This is a genomic window from Streptomyces sp. NPDC054047 (assembly GCF_055585065.1).
Genome location: NZ_JBVJKV010000010.1, coordinates 81,540 through 102,827, shown reverse-complemented (window position 1 = coordinate 102,827; position 21,288 = coordinate 81,540). Strand labels below are relative to the sequence as shown.

Here is a 21,288-nt window from a genome sequence, read left to right as displayed (position 1 = left end):
GATGCGGAGCGTGCCCGAACGAGCCCTGGGCGACTGCGGCTTGGTGCGCTACTCGGTCGTCAGGACGACGTTGCCGAGGGGTTCCCCGGCGACGTACCGGCTCAACTGCGTGGCCAAAAGGCGTTTGGCGCGGGGCAGGAAGGCGGAGGTCGATCCGCCCACGTGCGGGCTGATGAGCACTCCAGGAGCGTGCCACAGGGGGTGACCTGCGGGCAGCGGTTCCGGGTCGGTCACATCGAGGGCGGCGGTGATCCGTCCGCTCTCCAGTTCGGCCAGCAGCGCCTTGGTGTCGACGACGGGGCCGCGCGCGACGTTCACCAACAGGGCGCCGTCCTTCATGCGGGCCAGGAAATCGGCGCTCACCAGGCCACGGGTGGTGTCGGTGAGGGGCGTGGAGAGGATGACCACGTCTGCGTCGGGGAGCAGCGTGGGCAGTTCGGCGAGCGGGAGCACGGGGCCGCGCTCCGTGGCACGTGCAGAGCGCGCGACGCGCGCCACCCGCGCGCACTCGAAGGCGGCGAGCCGGTCCTCGATGGCGGAACCGATCGATCCGTAGCCCACGATCAGCACGGACTTGTCGGCGAGCGCCGGATAGAACCCGGACCGCCAGTCCTCCTGCCGCTGTCCTTCCACGAAGCGGGGGATGCCGCGCAGGGACGCCAGGGTCAGGGCGAGCGTCAGCTCGGCGGTGCTGGCCTCGTGCACCCCCTTGGCGTTGCACAACCGCACGCCGGGCGCGAGGAACTTGAGCCCGGACTGCATCTGGTCGATGCCCGCGGAGAGTGTCTGTACGGCGCGTACGGATGTCATCTCGGGCAGCGGTCGTACGGCGATCTCCGCACCCTTCAGATAGGGCACCACGTAGAACGCGCAGTCGGCGGGGTCCGCCGGAAAGTCGGGGCCGCCGTCCCAGAAGCGGTAGTTGAGCCCGGCGTCGGCCGCGCCGGGCAGGCCTTCGATCTCGTCCGGGTCGAAGGGGAGCCATACGTCAGTCGTCATGGTCAGGAGGCTAATGCGCACAGGCCGCACGCCGCGTAGGGGGAGGCAGAGGTTACGTTGGGGGCGCTCGGACATGAGGTGGGAGGGCACGGCCAGGTGGACCGCAGGACGATCGGCGCGACAGCGCTCGAGGTGGGTGCGGTCGGGCTCGGCTGCATGCCGATGAGCTGGGCGTACACCGGCTCCCGGCAGCGGGGCGAGGAGTCGCTGCGCACGGTGCACGCCGCGCTCGACCAGGGCTCGACCCTGCTGGACACGGCGGACATGTACGGGCCGTTCACCAACGAGCTCCTCGTGGGCCGGGCGCTGAAGGAGCGGCGGGCCGAGGCCTTCGTGTCCACCAAGTGCGGGCTCCTGGTGGGCGAGCAGCACATCGTCGCCAACGGCCGCCCCGGCTATGTGAAGCGGGCCTGCGATGCCTCGCTGCGGCGGCTCCAGACCGAGACGATCGACCTTTACCAGCTGCACCGCGCCGATCCCGAGGTGCCCGTCGAGGAGACCTGGGGCGCGATGGCCGAGCTCGTCGCCGCGGGAAAGGTGCGGGCGCTGGGGCTGTGCGCGGTGGGCGCCCGTGCCTCGCGGCGCGAGGGCAGAGGGCTGCACGAGGGGACGATCCGGCAGCTGGAGCGGGTCCAGCAGGTCTTCCCGGTCAGCGCGGTGGAGGCCGAGCTCTCGGTGTGGTCGCGGGAGGCGCTGGAGACGCTGCTGCCGTGGTGCGCATCGCGCGGGGTGGGCTTTCTGGCGGCGATGCCGCTGGGGAACGGTTTCCTCACGGGCACGCTGACGCCGGGGCAGGGCTTCGAGCCGGACGACGTGCGGGCCCGGCACCCCCGTTTCACCGCCGAGATGATGGCGGCCAACCAGCCGCTGGTGGTGGGGCTGCGCCGGGTGGCCGAGCGGCACGGGGCGACACCGGCGCAGGTGGCGCTGGCGTGGGTGCTCGCGCAGGGCCGTGACGTGGTGCCGATTCCCGGGGCGAAGCGGGACCGCTGGGCGGTGCAGAACGCGGGGGCGGCGTCGGTGCGGCTCACCGGGGCGGATCTGGCGGAGCTCGCGGCGCTGCCTTCGGCGATGGGGTCGTGGGACTGAGGTCGGCGGCGGGCGTGTGGCACTGGCGTCCAGGACCCTTGTTGCACTGACGTCCACGCGTCGGGAAAGCCGGGCTGGGAACCTGTCGGGACCGAGCGGTGTATGAACAGTAGAAGCGCTGCGTCGAAGGGAACCTGATCGTGCAACGACCTGCTGTCACGGCCGCATTGGCTGCCGCTGCCCTTGTGCTCACGGCCGGTTGCTCGTCCGGGGGCTCGGACACGCCGGACAACTCAAAGAGCGCCGAGTCGAGCCCCGCGACGTCGGACGGGACGTCCACGGGAAAGCCCCGCGCCGGCGAAGCCCCGCCGGAGAAGGGGTCGGCGAAGGTCACCAAGACCCTCACCGAGGACCTGAAGTCGCCGTGGGGCCTGGCGCCGCTCCCCGGCGGGGACCTGCTGGTGTCCTCGCGCGACGAGGGGACCATCACCCGCGTCGACGGCAAGACGGGAAAGAAGACCGAACTGGGCTCGGTCCCCGGCGTCTCCCCCGCGGGCGAGGGCGGCCTGATGGGCCTGGCACTCTCTCCGTCGTACGCATCGGACCACATGGTCTACGCGTACTTCACCACCGCGTCGGACAACCGCGTCGCCCGCATGCTGTACGACGAGAAGAAGCCCTCCGGCCAGCAGTTGGGGGCGCCCGACACGGTCTTCAAGGGCATCCCCAAGGGGGTGGTCCACAACGGCGGCCGGATCGCCTTCGGCCCCGACAAGATGCTGTACGCGGGCACGGGCGAGACGGGTGACACGGGCCTGGCCCAGGACAAGAAGTCGCTGGGCGGCAAGATCCTGCGCCTGACCCCGGACGGCGAAGCGGCCCCCGGCAACCCCTTCGGCGACTCCCCCGTCTACTCGTACGGCCACCGCAATGTGCAGGGCCTGGCCTGGGACGAGGAGAAGCGGCTCTGGGCCGCGGAGTTCGGCCAGGACAACTGGGACGAGCTGAACGAGATCAAGGCCGGCGACAACTACGGCTGGCCGGAGGTGGAGGGCAAGGGCGACGAGGAGGGCTTCCACGACCCGGTGGCCCAGTGGAAGACCTCGGAGGCCTCCCCCAGCGGCATCGCCTATGCCGAGGGCTCGGTCTGGATGGCGGGCCTGCGCGGCGAGCGCCTGTGGCGCATCCCGGTCCGCGGTGTGGACGGCACCGTGGAGCCCCAGTCTTTCCTGGAGGGCAAGCACGGCCGTCTGCGCACGGTGGTCGCGGCGGGCGGCGACAAGCTGTGGCTGGTGACGAACGAGACGGATTCCCGGGGCACCCCGGAGGAGGGGGACGACAAGATTCTCGAGGTGACGGTGAAGTAGCAGGGTGAAGTAGCAGGAGGAGACCAGGGCGGGCGACTACTTCTCGGGCGAAGAGCCGGGGTCGGGGGCGGGCGCGGGGTCCGGCTGGGGTGCGGCGTCGGCCGCGGGGCCCGGCTCGGGGTCGGGGGCGGGCGCGGGGTCCGGCTGGGGTGCGGCGTCGGCCGCGGGGCCCGGATTGACGTCCGTCGGTTCCCGCTCGGTTTCCGGATACGGCTCCGCTTCTGCCTGCTGTGGCACCCTCACCACCACCTTGCCGGAGGTCAGGTCTATCGGGCCGCGGCTGGGATCGCCGTCGGCCACGTCGACCCGGCTCAGCTCCAGCCGCTTCTGCTCGTCGTCCGTGTGTTTGCGGCCGGGCTGGAAAAGCTCGATCGGGTTGAACACTGCGCCTCCTGGCGGCCGGGTTCCTCCTACCAGCGTAAGCGAGCGCCCCCGGAACCCTCCGGAACCGTCCGGCACCGGAAAAGCGCAGGTCAGCCGGCGGTTTTGGCTCGTTCCGCGGGGAACAGGCGCAGGCGGTGGGCCAGCGCCGCCGCCTCGCCCCGGCCGGCCACGCCCAGCTTGGCGAGGATGTTGGAGACGTGGACGCTCGCCGTCTTCGGGGAGATGAAGAGCTCCTCGGCGATCTGGCGGTTGCTGCGGCCCGCGGCGACGCGGCGGAGCACGTCCCGCTCCCGGCTGGTGAGACCGAGCGCCTCCGCGGGGTCGACCGGGGTGAGGTGGGGGCTCGCGGTGCCGTGGTCGTGGGCGTGCTCGTTCAGGGTGAGGCGGGCGCGCTGGGCGAGCCCCGAGACGGACTCGGCGAGGGGCCGGGCCTTCAGGCGCTCGGCCACCTCGCGGGCCTGCCGCAGCAGACAGGCGGCACGCTCACGGTCCGCTTCGGCGCCCCCGCCCGCAGGGGCCGAGGCAGCGGCCGCGAGGAGGGACTCGGCGAGGCGGAGGCGGGTGCGGGCGAGGTCGTAGGGGCGGTCGAGGGGTTCGAACGCGGAGACGGCGGCGGACCAGTCGGCGGGGGCGTCGCGGTCCTCGGCGCGCAGGAGTTCGGCGCGTACCCACTTCTCGTGGGCCGCCCAGACCGGCATGGGTGAGGGGAGCTTCTTGGCGGCTCGGCGGATGCTCTCGATGGCCTCGGTCCGTCCGGGCTCGGCGGCGGGCAGGCCGCGGCTGTCGGCCTCCGAGGTGGCGGCGGCCAGCAGCAGGGGCCAGGTGTAGCGCTGGGTGCCGGGCGGGAAGCCCGTGGCCAGGGCCTGTCCGAGCTCGGCGCGCGCCGACGCGACACCGGCCGCGCGGTCGGGGTCGGCCGCCGCGATGCCGAGGGCGGCGGTGACCAGAGGGAGGGAGTACTGCGGCATGAGGTCGTGCGAGCCGTAGTGGCCCCGGGCCGCGGCCAGTTGGGCGGCGGCTTCGGACACGTCACCGCGGCCGAGGCAGAGGAAGGCGAGCTGCAGGGCCGCACCGGCCCGGGGCTTGACGCTGAGCGCGCCGCGGCGGGCCGCCTCGGAGGCGTCGACCGCCTCGTCCCAACGGCCGAGCGAGACAAGGGTCTCCGCCTTGTTGACCTGGACCCAGCTCTCGGTGTCCGTGAGGCCGTACTTGCGGCAGAGCGCCAGGCCCTGGTCGCTCACCTTCAGGGACTCCAGGGAGCGGCCCGCGCCTTCGAGCACGGAGGGCAGGTTGATGTGGATGTGCGGGATGCGGGAGACCAGGCCCGGCGGCGCCACGCACCGGTCCCTGACCGCGTACATCTCCGCGAACCCGTGCTCGACGTCGCCCGCGTCGACCAGGAGGCCGCCGAGGATGAGCCGGGCGTTGAGTTCGATCTCCTCGGCCTTGACCATCCGGGCGTACTCGACGGCTCGTTGGGCCGCCGCCAGGGTCTCGGCGCCGGGGTTGTGGAGCATGCCCCAGGAGGCGACGTTGGTGAGGACCTCCGCGTGCACCTCGGACGGCGGAAGGCCCCGGACCAGCTCCTGCGCGGTGGCTATCTCCGCCCAGCCGTCGCCCCGGGCGAGCGTCGAGATGAGCCGGGAGCGCTGGATCCAGAACCAGGCGGCGCGCAGCGGGTCGTGTCCGTCCGCCAGTTCCCGCAGCGCACGCTTGGTGATCTTCAGGGCGCGCTCCCGCTCACCGCAGAGACGGCCGGCGACGGCAGCCTCCGCCATGAGGTCGAGGTAGTGCAGCGGGGTGGTGGCGGGGTCGCAGCCGCAGGGCGGGTAGACCTCGGCGTAGTCCAGGGGGCGCAGGTCGAGGCGTACGTCTTCGGGGGCGCCGTCCCACAGCTCCATCGCCCGTTCGAGGAGGCTCAGTTGCTCGGCGTACGCATAGCGGCGACGGGCCTCGACGGAGGCGCGCAGGACCGCCGGGAGCGCCTTGGCCGCGTCGTGCGCGTGGTACCAGTAGCTGGCCAGGCGCGTGGCGCGCTGGTCGGCGGCGACGAGTGAGGGGTCGGCTTCGAGGACCGTGGCGAAGCGGCGGCTGATCCGGGAGCGTTCACCGGGCAGCAGGTCGTCGCCGACGGCCTCGCGCACCAGGGAGTGCCGGAAGCGGTAGCCGTCGCCGTCGGGCGAGGGCAGCAGGATGTTGGCGCCGACGGCGGCCCGCAGCGCCTCGATCAGGTCGTCCTCCGCGAGCCCGGCGACCGCGGCGAGCAGCGGGTACTCGACGTTCGAGCCGCCCTCGGCGACGATCCTGGCCACCCGCTGGCTGTTCTCGGGCAGCTCCTCGACGCGTACGAGAAGGAGATCGCGCAGGGAGTCCGAGAGGCTCGCGCAGCTGCCGCCGTGCGCGGCGACCGCGAGCTCCTCGACGAAGAAGGCGTTGCCGTCCGAGCGGTCGAAGATGTCGTCCACCAGGGACGGCGCGGGCTCGGCGCTGAGGATGCCCGCCATCTGCCGGGCGACTTCGTCCTTGCTGAATCGGGGCAGTTCGATGCGCCGCACCGTGCGCAGGCGGTCGAGCTCGGCGAGGAGCGGGCGCAGCGGGTGGCGGCGGTGGATGTCGTCGGCGCGGTACGTCGCGACGACGACGAGGCGGCCGCTGCGCAGCGTGCGGAAGAGGTAGGCGAGGAGGTGGCGGGTCGAGGCGTCGGCCCAGTGCAGGTCCTCCAGGGCGACGACGACCGGGCGGTCGGCGGCGAGCCGCTCCAGGAGGCGGACGGTCAGCTCGAAGAGGCGGGCCATGCCCTCCTCGTCGTGCTGGGCGTCGGTGCCCCTGCGGCGCTGCGGGGCCTCGCCCAGTTCGGGAAGGAGCCGGGCGAGCTCGCCCTCCTGGTCGGCGACCGCGGCGTCCACCTCGTCGGGCAGCTGGCGGCGCAGGGAGCGCAGGGCGCTGGAGAAGGGGGCGAAGGGCAGACCGTCCGCGCCGATCTCGACGCAGCCGCCGAGCGCGACGACGGCGCCCTCGGCGCGGGCCGCCGCGGTGAACTCCTCGATGAGGCGGGTCTTGCCGACGCCCGCCTCGCCGCCGAGCAGCAACGCCTGCGGCTCGCCCGTGCCGGGGGTCTTCCCCTTGGCACGGGCGAGTGCGTCGTTCAGTACGCCCAGTTCGTCGGAGCGGCCGACGAACACGGGGCTTACGGACCTGGTCTCCACAGCGGTGAGCATCGCACAGGGCGCATGCGTGGTGGCAGCGGATATTCCGAGGGCAGAAGCCCCCGCGCCCATCACGCGGCCCGGGTGAAGCGGGTCCTCCACTGGCCGGTACTCACCCGCCCCTCGGATTCATGACGGGCCGAGCGGCGGCGGGCCGCCTTGGCCTCGCGGGCCTCGCGCAGCAGGCGGCGGCGGTCGGCCTCGCGGGTGAGGTCGGCGGCGCGCAGCTGGTGCATCTCGTACTCGAACATTTCGACTCCCTGAGCTGGTGTGACGGCCGTGTCCGGCTTCGCTTTCCGCGATGCCTTTACTTTCGTCTCCCAGGCAGGGGTGGCACATCGGGAGAGTGCCGCATCTTGAGGGGGCCGGGGGCCTTAGGCGGGTGGGAGGGGGCCTTAGGGCCTCAGGAACCCGGAGGCCTGCCTAAGGCCCTGCCCCGGGTCCGCCTACGCAGAACGCCGGTGAGCTGCGGTTTCAGCTCACCGGCGTCACGAACACTGCGTTGCCATCAACTCGTCGACGGCAGCCCGAAGATGAGGTCCGAGTACTTGGCGATGGCGAGCAGCAGGCCGATGACGCCGAGGGCGACACCCGCCCAGGCCACCGACTTGATCCACGGCGCCTGCACCTGGTCGGGTGCGCCGAACGCGGGCCTGACCAGGACGACGAACCCGACGACCAGCGCGGCGAGCGCGAAGGCTCCGGCGATCAGCGCCGTGATCTGCCAGGAGTCGCCGTACAGGGCCTGGATCTGGTCGGCGACGCTGGCCGACTGCTTGGTCTCCAGCTGACCGACGATGTTCGAGCGGGCCGCGGCGACCGTGCCGAGCCAGCCGCCGGAGAGGCCGATCACACCGAGAGCGGCGGAGACGACGGCCGCGGCGCCCTGGAACACGCCGGTGGACTTCGCCGGAGCGACCTCCTCGACCACGACGAGCTCGTCGTCGTCATCGACGTCGTCGCCCTCGACGGCGTCCGCCTTGGTGGCGTCCACCTTGGTGGCACCCTCGGCGTCCTTGGTGACCTCGGCGTCCTTGGTGTCCGCGGCCTCCGGCTCTGCGGGCTTTGCGGCCGCCTCGGCCGCGGTCTCGTCCTCTGTCTTAATTCCCATGCTCCGCACCGTACGGACGGAGTCTGAGAAGTTTCTTAACGAGCCGCGTCGCCGCCGACGGCACGCCCGGCGGCCTCCGCTTCCCGGGCCTCGCGCGCCTTGCGCCACTCCGGAGCGAGCACCGACCACACCTCCATGTCGTGCCGCACGCCCTGCCAGGGGAAGCTCTCCCGCAGCACCCCGTCCTTGGTCATCCCGAGCCGCTTGGCCACCGCGATGCTGCGGTCGTTCGCCGATGAGGCCAGCCACTCCACGCGGTGCATGCCGCGCGCGTCCACCGCCCAGTCGATGACGACCCGGCTCGCCTTCGTGATCAGCCCGCGCCCGGCGGCCGAGGGCTCGAGCCAGACGCCGACCTCACAGCTCTCGTTCGCCGTGTCGAAGATCCGGAAGAGCACTCCGCCGACGAGCGTGTCGTCCAGCCAGATGCCGTAGAGGCGGCCCGTGTCGGCGGCCTGCTTGTCGGCGTACACCTGGAGCCGCTCCCGGGCCGACGCGAGGTCGGTCGTCAGCGCGGTCAGGGGCACCCACGGCGCCGCGTACTCGCGCGCCCGCTCGATGTGCGTGAGGAACTCCTGCGCCTGCCACGGCTCGATGGGCCTCAGCTCAGCGCCCTCGCCCAGCGATATCGCGAACATCCCGCTCCTTCAGTCCGTCCGGCTCCACGACCGATGCGTCGTGCGTGTCCCGTTGCATCGAGATCCTCGCACTCACGACGGCCGTGTTCGAACGACATTCCGGGGGCTCGATGCTGATGCGCGGCAGCCAGCGGTCGAGGCCGCGCGGCAGCCACCAGTTGGCGCCGCCGAGCATGTGCATCAGGGCGGGCACCAGCAACGTACGCAGGACGAACGCGTCGAGTGCGACCGCCGCCGCGAGGCCGATGCCGAACATCGCGATGACCCGGTCGCCGCTCAGGACGAAGGCGAGGAAGACCGAAATCATGATCACGGCCGCGGAGTTGATCACGCGGCTCGTCTCGGCGAGGCCGACGCGGACGGCCCGCCGGTTGTCGCCGGTCTCCAGCCACTCCTCGTACATCCGGCTGACCAGGAAGACCTGGTAGTCCATGGAGAGCCCGAAGAGGACGGACACCATGATCACGGGCAGGAAGGGTTCGATCGGCCCGGCGGACCCCAGGCCGAGCAGCTCGCTCCCCCAGCCCCACTGGAAGATCGCGACGACGACCCCGAAGGCCGATGCCACCGCCGCCACGTTCATCGCGGCGGCCTTCAGCGGGATGCCGATGGACCGGAAGGCGAGCAGGAGCAGGACGCAGCCGAGGCCGATGACCACGCCAACGAAGAGCGGCAGCTTGCCGACGATGATCTCGGCGAAGTCGTCGTAGCTGGCCGTGACGCCGCCGACCTGGAGGTCGAGCGAGGTGTCGGCCTCGGCCCTGGGCAGCACGTCGCCGCGCAGCCGGTCGACCAGCTCGCTGGTCCGCTCGGACTGGGGGGACGAGTCCGGTACGACGGTGATGTGGGCGGCGGTGCCGTCCGCGTCGTACGTGACGGGGCTGACGGAGGCGACGCCCCGGGTCGATTCGAGCGTGGAGCCGAGGTTGGCGAGGGCGAGCCGGTCGCCCGCTCCCTGGACGTCCGTGACGAGCGTGAGCGGGCCGTTCACGCCGGGCCCGAAGCCGTCCGCGAGCAGGTCGTAGGCCTGGCGTGTGGTGGCCGACGCGGGGTTGTTGCCCTGGTCGGACGTGCCCAGGTGCAAGGAGAGCGTGGGCAGGGCGAGGAGCGCCATCACGGCGACGGCGACACCGCCGAGCAGCTTGGGGTGCCGCTCCACGAAGGCGGACCAGCGGGCGGCGAGCCCGGTGGGCAGCTCGGGGGCGGGGCCGTGTTCGGCGAGGGCGCGCCGTTCGCGGCGGCTGAGCGCGCGCGGGCCGATCCAGGACAGGAGCGCGGGAAGCAGCGTCACGGATGCGGCGACGGTGAGCAGCACGGTCAGCGAACCGGCGATCGCGACGCCGTTGAGGAAGCTGAGGCGCAGGATGAGCATGCCCAGCAGCGCTATGCACACGGTGGCGCCCGCGAAGACGACCGCGCGTCCGGTGGTGGCGACCGCGCGCTCCGCGGCGACGGCCACCGGAAGGCCCTGCTTGAGGCCCTTGCGGTGTCTGGTCACGATGAACAGCGCGTAGTCGATGCCGACGCCGAGCCCGATCAGGGTGCCCAGCATCGGCGCGAAGTCCGCGACGGTCATGAAGTGCCCGAGGAGCACGATCCCGGCGTACGCCGTGCCGACCGACACCAGTGCCGTGGCGATGGGCAGGACCGAGGCGGCGAGCGAGCCGAAGGCGAGGAAGAGCACGACGGCGGCGACGGCGACCCCGACGATCTCGGCGGTCTGCGCGCTCTTGGTCTCGGTCAGGCCGACGGCGCTGCCGCCGAGCGCGACGTCCAGGCTGTCCGAACCGGCGGCCTTCGCGGTGTCGACGAGGGCCTGTGCGTCCGCCTTGTCGACGGCGTCGGCCTGCTCGTGGAAGGTGACGTTCGCGTACGCGATGCGGGCGTCGTCACTGATCTGTGCGGCGCCGCGCTCCGTGTAGGGACTGCTGACGGAGGCCACCGCGGGCATGCGCTCGATCGTGTCGAGGGCGGTGGTCATCGTCTGCTCGACGTCGGCCGCGCGCACCGTCGTGCCCGCCTCGGTCCGCCAGACGACGGTGTTGCTGTCGCCGCCGAGCCCTTCGAAGCCCTCGTTCAGGAGCTGGGTCGCGCGGCCCGACTCGGTGCCGGGCACGTCGTAGTCGTTCGAGTACGCGGATCCGGCGACGGCCGCGGCGCTCGCGGCGCCGCCGAGGGCGACAAGCCAGAGCAGAACTGCCAGGAGACGGTGCTTCACACACCACCGTGCGAGTGCTGCCACTGACGAGCTCCCTGGGATGTTTCGTGGATCTTTATCGGGAACCGTCTTGAATGAACTGAACAGCCCGCAAAGAACGCATGAGCGACGACATAAGCGCCAGAGACACTTTGACAGCCTCTGGAGATCGTTGGTCTCGTTCGTGGGTTTCCTCACAAGGTCACAAAGGGTGTGCGAGGCCCCATCGGGACCTCGCACACCCTGAGAACTGGGGCTTCAGCCCGACACGCTCGCGCGTCCGTTCTCTATGTGCCCCATCAGACGGCGCCGGAAAGCAGGCTCGCCCGCCGCTGTCGCCTGAATGTCGTACCAGCCGTGCTCGTCGTCCGTGTGCCAGGCGATCGTGCGGCTGCTGCCCGCCTTGACGCGGACGATCCGCGTCCGCGACCTGATGTCCGCCTTGTCCACGTATCCCAGGGGCTTGACCGTGAAGATCAGCTCCTTGCGGCCCCGGTTGGCGAGGGTGACGTGGAGCTCGCGGCGGGTGATCGCGGAGGCGAGCTGCGCGCCGCCGTCCTTGCGGCCCGCGAACTCGCGCCGGAAGCCGTTCGGCCCGGTGATCGTGAACGCATACGCGTCCCCCTTCACGGGCACGGTCCAGGAGCCCGTGCGCACGACGTCCTGGTGCTGCGGGGTCGCGAACTCGCCGGCGTACGGATAGAGCGCGAAGTGCGCGCTGGAGCTGCCGCCGTTGCGCAGCCGCACCGAGAGAGCACCGCTCTCGCCCGGCTTCGCGTACGCGTCGGGCTGGTAGGGCAGCGGGCGGGCGCGGCGGGTGCCGGGCTCCTGGACCGGCATGGACTGCTTCAGGGGCGGCTGCGGGGACCAGCGGCCGCTGAACGCGGGGATGGCGCCGGGCTGATCGACCTCGGGCTGCCGGTGGCCGCGCTTGAAGTCGAAGGCGCCGGTGAGGTCACCGGTGACCTTGCGGCGCCAGGCGCTGATGTTGGGCTCCTTGACGCCGGTCCACTTCTCCAGGAAGCGCACGACCGAGGTGTGGTCGAAGACTTCGGAGGTGACGTAGCCGCCGACGGTCCAGGGCGAGACGACGAGCATGGGGACGCGCGCCCCGAGGCCGGTGGGCTTGCCGTCCCAGCGCTCCTCCTTCGCCTCGGCGCTGTCGCCGCCGGGCACGGGCGGCGGGACGTGGTCGAAGAAGCCGTCGTTCTCGTCGTAGTTGATGAAGACGGCGGTGCGGCGCCATACCTCGGGGTGCGAGGCGAGGGCGTCCAGGACCTTGTAGACGATGGTGGCGCTGTGGATGGGTGAGGAGACGCTGGGGTGCTCGGAGTCCAGGGCGGAGGGCACCAGATAGCTGACCTTCGCCAGCTTGCCACCCGCGACGTCCTTGGCGAACTCCTCGGCGAGCTTGCCGGTGGGCACGCGCCGGAGCCCGCGCTCGAAGAGCGACTTCTCCCGCTTGGTGAGGGTGGCGACGCCCTCCTCCAGGGTGGCGAGCAGCTTCGCGCGCTCGGCCTCGTCCTTGGCGTCGCGCACCTTGGCGTAGAAGGCCTCCATGAAGGTCAGGCCGGTCTTGGCCAGGACCTTGCGTGCGATGGCCTTGAAGGTGGTGAAGAACTCGATCTGGTTGTCGGTGAAGTTCTCCCACTCCGTGTACGTCTGCCAGCTCACGCCCGCCTTCTCCAGGCGCTCGGCGTACGTCCCCCAGTCGTATCCGGGGTGCCTGCCCTCGTCGTACGCGTCGTTCTCGACGGCCCGCTTGCCGCTCGCCTCGAAGCCGGTCTTGCCGCTCCACAGGTGGTTGCGGTTGGGGCTCGTGGAGGTGTGGATGGACGAGTGGTAGGCGTCGCAGACGGTGAAGGTGTCGGCGAGTTCGTAGTGCAGCGGGATGTCGTCGCGCGTGTAGTACGCCATGGTCGCGGCCGTCTTGGCGGTGATCCAGCCGTCCATCCAGCCGTCGTGCCAGGCCTTGGCGCCGCCGCTCCAGGAGTGGTCGAGGGCGCCGATGTACTGAAGGTCCTTCTTCTGCGCCGCCGCGGCCTCGCGGACCGGGAAGGGCAGGACGGTGGTCAGCACGCCCGGCTGCTCGAACACGGACTTGCCGCTCGGGAGCCGGATGGCGTTGCGGTCGCCGAAGCCGCGTACTCCGCGCAGGGCGCCGAAGTAGTGGTCGAAGGACCTGTTCTCCTGCATCAGGATGACGACGTGCTCGATCGAGTCGAGCCCGCCGCTGCCGGGTTTGCGCCGGTCGTCCGCCAGTGCCTGCTGCAGTGACGGCGGCAGGAAGGATCCGACGGCGGCGGCGCCGAGTGCGCCACCGCCGACTGCCATGAGCCGCCTGCGCGATATCTCCGGGGACACGTACGACCTCCAGTCGACGGCCAATGGTTCTCCGCTGATCCATTGGTCTGCTCCGCCGGGACGCTAGTGAAGTCGGGTATCCCTGTGAAGACTTGAGGACGAAGTCGGCGTGAACGGATGGGCCTGGAGTGAAAATCGGGGCCTGTGTGCCGATTCAGGAGCCGATCAGGAGCCCCGCCCAGAGCGCCACCGTGGACGCCGCGAGCGTCGCCGGCACGGTCAGCACGCCGAGCACGGTGAACGTCCGCAGGTCGGCGTCCGTGCCGTGGTCGTGCAGGATGCGGCGCCACAGCAGGGTCGCGAGGGAGCCGACGTACGTCAGGTTCGGGCCGATGTTGACGCCGATCAGCGCGGCGAGGACGGGGCCGGGGCCCGCGGGGGCGACGGCGGGAAGGAGGGCGAGGATCGCGGGCAGGTTGTTGATCAGGTTGGCGAGCACGGCGGCCACGGCCGCCACGGCGAGCAGCGCGGGCAGTGAGGCGCCGTCCGGCAGGAGCCACTCGATCCCGGAGCCCAGGCCGTTGTCGACGACCGCCTTGACGACGACGCCGAGCGCGAGCACGAACAGGCAGAACAACGGGCCCGCGGCGTGGACGATGCGCCTGGCGGTCGTACGTTTGCGCAGCAGCGCACGGCCGGCGAGCACCGCAGCCCCCGCGAGGGCGGCCCACAGGGGTTCGAGGCCCACGAGCGAGGTCGCGACGAACCCGACGAGCGTCAGCCCGAGGACGACCAGGGTGAACACCGGCACCGGCGTCGGCTCGGTCTCCTTGGGCTCCAGGGCGCCCGCGTCCAGATCGGCGGCGAAGTACCGCCGGAAGGCGACGTACTCGATGCCGATGGCGACCAGCCACGGCAACGCCATGAGCAGCGCGAACCGCGTGAAGGTCAGTCCGCTGGCGGTGAGGGCAAGCAGGTTGGTGAGGTTGGAGACGGGAAGCAGGAGCGACGCCGAGTTGGCCAGGTGGGCGGTGGCGTAGACGTGCGGCCGGGGCCTGGCCCCGACGCGGGCGGCGGTGGCGAAGACGACCGGTGTGAGCAGCACGACCGTGGCGTCGAGACTCAGCACGGCGGTGATCAGGGCGGCGACGCCGAAGACCCCGCCGAGCAGCGCCTTGGTCCGCCCGCCGCAGAGCCGGGCGACGAGATCCCCGGCGGCGGCGAAGAGCCCGTCGTCGGCGCAGAGTTGAGCCAGCACGAGCACGGCGGCGAGGAACCCCACGACCGGCAGCAGGCTCTGCACCTCGTCGAGCGCGTGCTGCGGCGACACGGCCCCGAGCCCCACGACGATCCCGGCGGCGGGCAGCGCGGCGGCGGCCTCGGGCCACTGCCGGGGCCGTACGACGGCGAACGCGAGCACGGCGAGCAGCAGGCCCACGGAGAGGATCTCGGCGGTGACGGTGTTCAGGGGGATGCTCCGTGGCCCGGGTGGGGCGGTGGTTCGGCGGGACGGACGTCCCACAGCGTAAGCCGCGCGGCCACGCGACATCGCGGCGGGAACGGCGCGGCTCGGCCCGGCCGGACAGCGCCCCGCCCACCCACTCGGCCGCTCCGGGGCAATCGGGTGGGTGGGCGGGAAAAATCCGCCGCGCAGGGGCGGTTCAGGCGGCGCACGCGCAGGGCGGCGCCCCGCGAAAGGTGCGCCGCCCTGGATGCCGTACGAGCCGGAGAGGCTAGCCCTCCACGCCCAGCTTCTCCAGGATCAGTTCCTTGACGCGGGCCGCGTCGGCCTGACCCCGGGTCGCCTTCATGACCGCGCCGACCAGCGCACCGGCCGCCGCGACCTTGCCGCTGCGGATCTTGTCGGCGATGGCGGGGTTGCCCGCGATCGCCTCGTCCACGGCGGTCGTCAGCGCGCCCTCGTCCGAGACGACCTTCAGGCCGCGCTTCTCGACGACCTCGTCCGGCGTGCCCTCGCCCGCGAGGACACCCTCGAAGACCTGGCGCGCCAGCTTGTCGTTCAGGTCGCCCTTGGCGACGAGCTCGGCGACCCGGGCGACCTGCACCGGGGTGACCGGGAGCTCGTCGAGGGCCTTGCCCGTCTCGTTGGCGTTGCGGGCCAGTTCGCCCATCCACCACTTGCGCGCGGCGGCCGCGTCGGCGCCCGCCTCGATGGTGGCGACGATCGGGTCGACCGCGCCCGCGTTCAGCATCGACTGCATGTCGTGCTCCGAGACGCCCCACTCCTCGCGGAGGCGGTTGCGGCGCACGCGCGGCATCTCGGGGAGACCGGCACGCAGTTCCTCGACCCAGGTGCGGGCCGGGGCGACGGGGACGAGGTCGGGCTCCGGGAAGTACCGGTAGTCCTCGGCGTTGTCCTTGATGCGGCCCGACGTCGTGGAGCCGTCCTCCTCGTGGAAGTGACGGGTCTCCTGGATGATCGTGCCGCCGCCGTTCAGGACGGCCGCGTGGCGCTGGATCTCGAAGCGCGCCGCACGCTCCACGGAACGGAGCGAGTTGACGTTCTTCGTCTCCGAGCGCGTACCGAACTCCTCGCGCCCGTGCGGGCGCAGGGAGAGGTTCACGTCGCAGCGCATCTGGCCCTTGTCCATCCGGGCCTCGGACACGTCCAGCGCCTTGATGACCTCGCGCAGCTCGGCGACGTACGCCTTGGCGACCTCGGGGGCCCGCTCGCCCGCGCCCTCGATCGGCTTGGTGACGATCTCGATGAGCGGGATGCCCGCGCGGTTGTAGTCAAGGAGCGAGTGCGAAGCGCCGTGGATACGGCCCGTCGCGCCACCGACGTGCGTGGACTTGCCGGTGTCCTCCTCCATGTGGGCGCGCTCGATCTCCACGCGGAAGACCTCGCCGTCCTCCAGCTGGACGTCCAGATAGCCGTTGAAGGCGATCGGCTCGTCGTACTGAGAGGTCTGGAAGTTCTTCGGCATGTCCGGATAGAAGTAGTTCTTCCGGGCGAAGCGGCACCACTCGGCGATCTCGCAGTTCAGCGCGAGACCGATCTTGATGGCGGACTCGACGCCGATCTCGTTGACCACCGGCAGGGCGCCGGGCAGTCCGAGACAGGTCGGGCAGGTCTGGCTGTTGGCGTCCTGCTTGAGCTCGGTGGAGCAGCCGCAGAACATCTTCGTCTTGGTGCCCAGCTCGACATGGACCTCCAGGCCCATGACGGGGTCGTACGTCGCGAGGGCTTCCTCGTACGACACCAGGTCAGTCGTGACAGTCACGGTGAAACTTTCCCTCTCAACCCAGCAGGACGTCGTCGTCGCCGAGCTTCTTCAGCTCACGAAGGAGCAGAGCGAGGCCGGTGGCGATGGCGGCGGCGGAGACAGCGGCGTCCACGAGCCGGAGCGTGTCGTTGTCCTTGCGGGCCATTCGGGCCTGCTTGACGACGGCGACGGCGCTGAACGCGGTGGTGGCGATCGACAGGTACGCGCCGGGCTTGGACTTCTTGAAGCCCTTGGCCTTGGCAGTCATGGGACTCACAGTGACGGTGCCTCCTCAAGCAGCGGGTGCCCCCACCTTTCCACGAAGGCGGCCTCGACGGCAGCGCCCACCTTGTAAAGGCGGTCGTCCTTCATGGCGGGGGCGATGATCTGCAGTCCGACGGGCAGGCCGTCCTCCGGCGCGAGGCCGCAGGGCAGCGACATGGCGGCGTTGCCCGCCATGTTCGACGGGATGGTGCACACGTCCGCGAGGTACATCGCCATCGGGTCGTCGGCGCGCTCGCCGATCGGGAAGGCGGTGGTGGGCGTCGCGGGCGAGACGATCACGTCGACCTGCTCGAAGGCCTTCTCGAAGTCCTTCGTGATCAGGGTGCGGACCTTCTGGGCGCTTCCGTAGTACGCGTCGTAGTAGCCAGAGCTCAGGGCGTACGTGCCCAGGATGACGCGGCGCTTGACCTCGTCGCCGAAGCCCGCCTCGCGGGTCAGGGCGGTGACGTCCTCGGCGGACTTCGTGCCGTCGTCGCCGACGCGCAGGCCGTAGCGCATGGCGTCGAAGCGCGCGAGGTTCGACGAGCACTCGGAGGGCGCGATCAGGTAGTACGCGGAGAGCGCCAGGTCGAAGGACGGGCAGTCCAGCTCGACGATCTCGGCGCCGAGCTCCTTGAGCAGGGCGACCGACTCCTGGAAGCGCTGGACGACACCGGCCTGGTAGCCCTCGCCCGCGAACTGCTTGACGACACCGACGCGCATGCCCTGTACGGAGCCGTTGCGCGCGGCCTCGACGACCGGCGGGACCGGGGCGTCGATGGACGTCGAGTCGAGCTCGTCGTGCCCGGCGATGACCTCGTGCAGGAGCGCCGCGTCCAGGACCGTGCGGGCACAGGGGCCGCCCTGGTCGAGGGAGGACGAGAACGCGACCATGCCGTAGCGCGAGACGCCGCCGTAGGTGGGCTTGACGCCGACCGTGCCGGTGACGGCCGCGGGCTGGCGGATGGAGCCGCCGGTGTCCGTGCCGATGGCGAGCGGTGCCTCGTACGAGGCGAGGGCGGCGCTGGAGCCGCCGCCGGAGCCGCCGGGGATGCGAGTGAGGTCCCACGGGTTGCCGGTGGGGCCGTACGCGCTGTTCTCGGTGGAGGACCCCATGGCGAACTCGTCCATGTTGGTCTTGCCGAGGATGACGACGTCGGCTTCCTTCAGCTTGCGCGTGACGGTCGCGTCGTACGGCGGGATCCAGCCCTCGAGGATCTTGGAGCCGACCGTGGTCGGGATGCCCTCGGTGGTGAAGATGTCCTTGAGCGCGAGCGGCACGCCGGCCAGCGGGCCGAGCTTCTCGCCCTTCTCCCGCTTGGCGTCGACGGCGCGGGCCTGCGCGATGGCGCCCTCGCGGTCGACGTGCAGGAAGGCGTGCACCTTCTCGTCGACGGCCTCGATGCGGGCGAGGTGGGCCTCGGTGACCTCGACGGCCGTGAGCTCGCCGGAGGCGACCTTCGCGGCGATGTCGGCGGCGGTGAGCCTGATGATGTCGATCTTGCTGTCCGTCATGGTGGGTTAGTCCTCCCCCAGGATCTGCGGCACCTTGAAACGCTGCTGCTCTTGGGCCGGGGCTCCGGAGAGCGCCTGCTCGGGGGTGAGCGACGGACGGACCTCGTCCGCGCGCATGACGTTCGTCAGCGGCAGCGGGTGGGAGGTCGGCGGTACGTCTTGGTCGGCGACCTCGGAGACGCGGGCGACCGCGCCGATGATGTCGTCGAGCTGTCCGGCGAAGTGGTCGAGCTCTTCGTCCTTCAGCTCAAGACGTGCTAGGCGGGCGAGGTGGGCGACCTCCTCGCGCGTAATGCCAGGCATGCGGCGATCCTCTGGGGGTGAGTGTGTGGTTTGTGGCCCAATCCTATGGGGCCGCGCCCCGTGCACGTGAAACGGATTCCCTCGGCGGGGGTCCTGGCGCTCCCCCGCGGCGCCGGGCACCGCCTCTTCCCACCCGGCGGCTACTTCACGATGTCGGCGCCGGCCTCGGCCTCCGCGGCGGCCGCCGCCTCCTCGGCGGCGACGTCCACGGGCCTGCGCCACCCGCGTGAGCCCCGGGCCCGCAGCCAGGCGGTCGTCTCGTCCGGCGGCATCGCCGCGGCCACGAGCCACCCCTGCACCGCGTCGCACCCCAGATCGCGCAACCGCTCCCACGTCTCGTCGTCCTCGACACCCTCGGCGACGACGAGCAGCCCCAGGGAGTGCGCGAGGTCGACCGTGCAGCGGACGATCTCCGCGTCCTCGTTGTCGATGGCGAGCCGCGCCACGAACGACCGGTCGATCTTCAGCTCGCTCACCGGCAGCCGCCGCAGATGCACCAGGGAGGAGTACCCCGTGCCGAAGTCGTCGAGCGACATCTTGACGCCGTGGCCGGTCAGACCCGCCAGGGTGTCCGCCGCCCGCTGCGGGTCCTCCAGCAGGACGTGCTCCGTTATTTCCAACTGCAGCGCCCCCGCCGGTACGCCGTGCCGGGCCAGGCGGGCCGCGACCGCGCCGGCGAAGCCGGGCGTGTGGACGTCGCGCGGCGACACGTTCACCGCGACGGGGACCTTGAGTCCCATCGCCTGCCACTTCGCCACCTGGCACAGGGCCGTCTCCAGGACGTACTCCGTCAGGTGCGGCATGAGCCCGGACGACTCGGCGATGGCGATGAACTCGTCCGGCGGCACCTTGCCACGCTCGGGATGCACCCACCGCACCAGCGCCTCCAGGCCCGCGACACGGCCGTCGAACTGGACCTTCGGCTGGTAGTGGAGCTCGACGTCACCCGCGTCGAGCGCCCGGCGCAGATCTCCCAGCAGGCCGAGCCGGTCGGGGGTGTTGGAGTCGCGCTTGGACTCGTACACCTCGACGCCCGTGCGGTCCCGCTTGGCCTGGTACATCGCGACGTCCGCGCGCCGCAGCAGGCCCTCGGCGTCCATCGCGTGGTCGGGGAAGACGGCGAGCCCGGCGCTGGCCTCCAGGACCAGCGTCAGGCCGTCCAGGTCGAGGGGTGAGCCGAGGGCGGCGACCAGCGACCGTGCCACGCGGGTGGCCGACGTGGTGGAGTCGGCGATCGGCAGCAGGACGGCGAACTCGTCACCGCCCAGCCGTGCGGCCTCCGCACCGCGCGGCAGGGCAAGACGCAGCCGGTCGGCGATCTGCAGGAGCAGCCGGTCGCCCGCGAGATGGCCGAGGGTGTCGTTGACCGAACGGAAACGGTCCATGTCGATCAGCATCAGGGCGGACCGCGCCCCGATCCGCTCGGCGTCGTCCAGGGCCGTCCAGGTCCGCTCCAGGAGCCACTGCCGGTTGGGCAGGCCGGTGAGCGGGTCGCGCAGCTGCTCCTCGGCCCTGGCCCGCGCGATCCACAGCGTCGAGTCGAGCGCGACCAGGGGAATCGCGAAGAGCGGAAGCAGTATGGGCGTCGAGGCCGCGACCACGCAGATCAGCGGCGCGATGCCGAGCAGCGCGACGCCGACGAGGCCCTGTCTGACCAGGGCCGTGCGGGTGACCGTGGGCAGGGCGCCGGTGCGCGGCGCGTGGACGTACCAGAGCAGGACGCGGGTGACGACGAGGTAGGCGATGGCGGCGAGGGCCACCTCGGGGGCCGAGTACAGGTCCCAGGTCTCGGGCAGCCAGGGCGACTCCACCGAGGGCGCCGTGCCGAACGCGGCCATGGCCAGGGCGCCCGTGCCGATGCCGAGGATGTCGACCGCGCCGTGCAGGATGCCCTGGCGCCAGCGGTGGCGGCGCGCGACGCCGACCAGGACGACGACGGTGAGGCTGACCATGCCGGCGGGCACCCAGCCGTACAGCAGGAGGACGGCGACGGTGAGCGCGCCGCCCGAGCCGGTGCCGCCCCACCAGCGGTCGCGGCCGAGCGCGACGAGGTGGCCGACGATGAGGCCGGTGAGGACGGCGAGGGACCAGCCGACCGTGCCGGAGGGGAACAGCGTGCCGCGTCCGGTGAAGGCGTGGAAGAAGCCCGTGCCGAGCACCACGGCGGCGATCGCCACGACGGCAACCGGAAGCACCGGCCAGGGGTCGCGCTCGCCGGACGCGTCGTCCGGGCCGTGCGCCTCGGCGCCGCGCCACAGCGGCCTGCGCCGCCCCTCGGCCCCGGTCTGGGTGGCGAGGGGCCCGGTGTTGCTGGCGGCCGCGGCCTCGCCCACGCCGAGCTCCTGCGTGCCGTAACCGCCGACGGTGCTCCATGCGCGCTCGCGTCGCTCAACTGCGGTGCTCGGGACGGCGGGGAGCCTGCTCTGGGCTTCGCGCGCGTCCCGGGCCGCCCGTGCCGCTCTGCGTCCGCTGAGCCACGCGCCCGGTCCGCGCCGCAGGCGCGCGCGCAGCCGGGAGTCCGGTGCGGCGCTCTCGGTCGGTTCCATTCCCGTCCCTCTCACAGCCGGCGGTGCCCACGCCACGCGGACTCGCTCCAGAAGTCAGCCGCGTCTGAAACCCCTTCCCCGTGCTCCCGATGAGCAGGGGATACCCCCCAATCGCAGCGGGGCACGGCAGGCGCACACCTCAACAGTAGGCCGCAGAAGGCTTCTACGGGCAGCGGTCCACAACGGTTGCCCGAATGC

16 protein-coding genes are annotated in these 21,288 nt (G+C 71.7%); 2 read left to right on the top strand and 14 right to left on the bottom strand.

What is annotated here, in order from left to right:
• Window positions 1-48: 48 nt before the first annotated feature.
• Complete coding sequence (locus ACZ6ZP_RS31100) at window positions 49-999, bottom strand: 2-hydroxyacid dehydrogenase (RefSeq protein WP_351165215.1); 951 nt, start codon at window positions 997-999, stop codon at window positions 49-51.
• Window positions 1,000-1,095: 96 nt separating this feature from the next.
• Here ACZ6ZP_RS31100 and ACZ6ZP_RS31095 point away from each other — a divergent pair, with 96 nt between their 5' ends.
• Window positions 1,096-2,088, top strand: a complete 993-nt coding sequence (locus ACZ6ZP_RS31095; RefSeq protein WP_351165213.1) for an aldo/keto reductase — start codon at window positions 1,096-1,098, stop codon at window positions 2,086-2,088.
• 134 nt (window positions 2,089-2,222) lie between these two features.
• On the top strand, window positions 2,223-3,395 hold the full coding sequence (locus ACZ6ZP_RS31090; RefSeq protein WP_366461522.1) for a PQQ-dependent sugar dehydrogenase: 1,173 nt from the start codon (window positions 2,223-2,225) through the stop codon (window positions 3,393-3,395).
• 36 nt (window positions 3,396-3,431) lie between these two features.
• Here the strand turns inward: ACZ6ZP_RS31090 and ACZ6ZP_RS31085 are convergent, their stop codons facing one another.
• From ACZ6ZP_RS31085 to ACZ6ZP_RS31025, 13 genes are all read right to left on the bottom strand, one after another.
• Window positions 3,432-3,779 (bottom strand): DUF6191 domain-containing protein, encoded by a 348-nt coding sequence (locus ACZ6ZP_RS31085; protein WP_399979616.1) that lies wholly within the window; start codon window positions 3,777-3,779, stop codon window positions 3,432-3,434.
• Window positions 3,780-3,868: 89 nt separating this feature from the next.
• Entirely contained in the window at window positions 3,869-7,057 is a 3,189-nt protein-coding gene (locus tag ACZ6ZP_RS31080) for a helix-turn-helix transcriptional regulator (protein WP_469409346.1), read from the bottom strand.
• On the bottom strand, window positions 7,057-7,236 hold the full coding sequence (locus ACZ6ZP_RS31075) for a hypothetical protein (protein WP_351165208.1): 180 nt from the start codon (window positions 7,234-7,236) through the stop codon (window positions 7,057-7,059). Before ACZ6ZP_RS31075 ends, ACZ6ZP_RS31080 begins: the two co-directional genes overlap by 1 nt.
• Window positions 7,237-7,493: 257 nt before the next feature.
• Window positions 7,494-8,096 carry a hypothetical protein gene (locus ACZ6ZP_RS31070; RefSeq protein WP_399979610.1) on the bottom strand — a complete coding sequence of 201 codons (603 nt, stop codon included), beginning with the start codon at window positions 8,094-8,096 and terminating at the stop codon, window positions 7,494-7,496.
• Between the two features lie 35 nt (window positions 8,097-8,131).
• Entirely contained in the window at window positions 8,132-8,734 is a 603-nt protein-coding gene (locus tag ACZ6ZP_RS31065) for a GNAT family N-acetyltransferase (RefSeq protein ID WP_361465471.1), read from the bottom strand.
• On the bottom strand, window positions 8,703-10,976 hold the full coding sequence (locus ACZ6ZP_RS31060) for an MMPL family transporter (protein WP_351165202.1): 2,274 nt from the start codon (window positions 10,974-10,976) through the stop codon (window positions 8,703-8,705). The genes ACZ6ZP_RS31065 and ACZ6ZP_RS31060 overlap by 32 nt, the downstream gene beginning before the upstream one ends.
• Before the next feature lie 213 nt (window positions 10,977-11,189).
• On the bottom strand, window positions 11,190-13,283 hold the full coding sequence (locus ACZ6ZP_RS31055; protein WP_383823107.1) for a phosphocholine-specific phospholipase C: 2,094 nt from the start codon (window positions 13,281-13,283) through the stop codon (window positions 11,190-11,192).
• A gap of 166 nt (window positions 13,284-13,449) precedes the next feature.
• Window positions 13,450-14,703, bottom strand: a complete 1,254-nt coding sequence (locus ACZ6ZP_RS31050) for an SLC13 family permease (RefSeq protein ID WP_351165681.1) — start codon at window positions 14,701-14,703, stop codon at window positions 13,450-13,452.
• 265 nt (window positions 14,704-14,968) lie between these two features.
• Window positions 14,969-16,480 carry an Asp-tRNA(Asn)/Glu-tRNA(Gln) amidotransferase subunit GatB gene (gene gatB / locus ACZ6ZP_RS31045; RefSeq protein ID WP_351165198.1) on the bottom strand — a complete coding sequence of 504 codons (1,512 nt, stop codon included), beginning with the start codon at window positions 16,478-16,480 and terminating at the stop codon, window positions 14,969-14,971.
• Window positions 16,481-16,496: 16 nt separating this feature from the next.
• Window positions 16,497-16,730, bottom strand: coding sequence for a hypothetical protein (locus ACZ6ZP_RS31040; RefSeq protein WP_351165679.1), 234 nt, complete (start codon window positions 16,728-16,730; stop codon window positions 16,497-16,499).
• A gap of 5 nt (window positions 16,731-16,735) precedes the next feature.
• A complete protein-coding gene (gatA, locus tag ACZ6ZP_RS31035; protein WP_351165195.1) occupies window positions 16,736-18,241 on the bottom strand; it encodes an Asp-tRNA(Asn)/Glu-tRNA(Gln) amidotransferase subunit GatA in 1,506 nt (501 codons plus the stop codon).
• A gap of 6 nt (window positions 18,242-18,247) precedes the next feature.
• Complete coding sequence (gene gatC, locus ACZ6ZP_RS31030; RefSeq protein WP_016642027.1) at window positions 18,248-18,544, bottom strand: Asp-tRNA(Asn)/Glu-tRNA(Gln) amidotransferase subunit GatC; 297 nt, start codon at window positions 18,542-18,544, stop codon at window positions 18,248-18,250.
• Between the two features lie 140 nt (window positions 18,545-18,684).
• The gene (locus tag ACZ6ZP_RS31025; protein WP_351165192.1) at window positions 18,685-21,090 is read right to left on the bottom strand and encodes a putative bifunctional diguanylate cyclase/phosphodiesterase; all 2,406 of its coding nucleotides are present in this window, start codon (window positions 21,088-21,090) and stop codon (window positions 18,685-18,687) included.
• Window positions 21,091-21,288 lie beyond the last annotated feature (198 nt).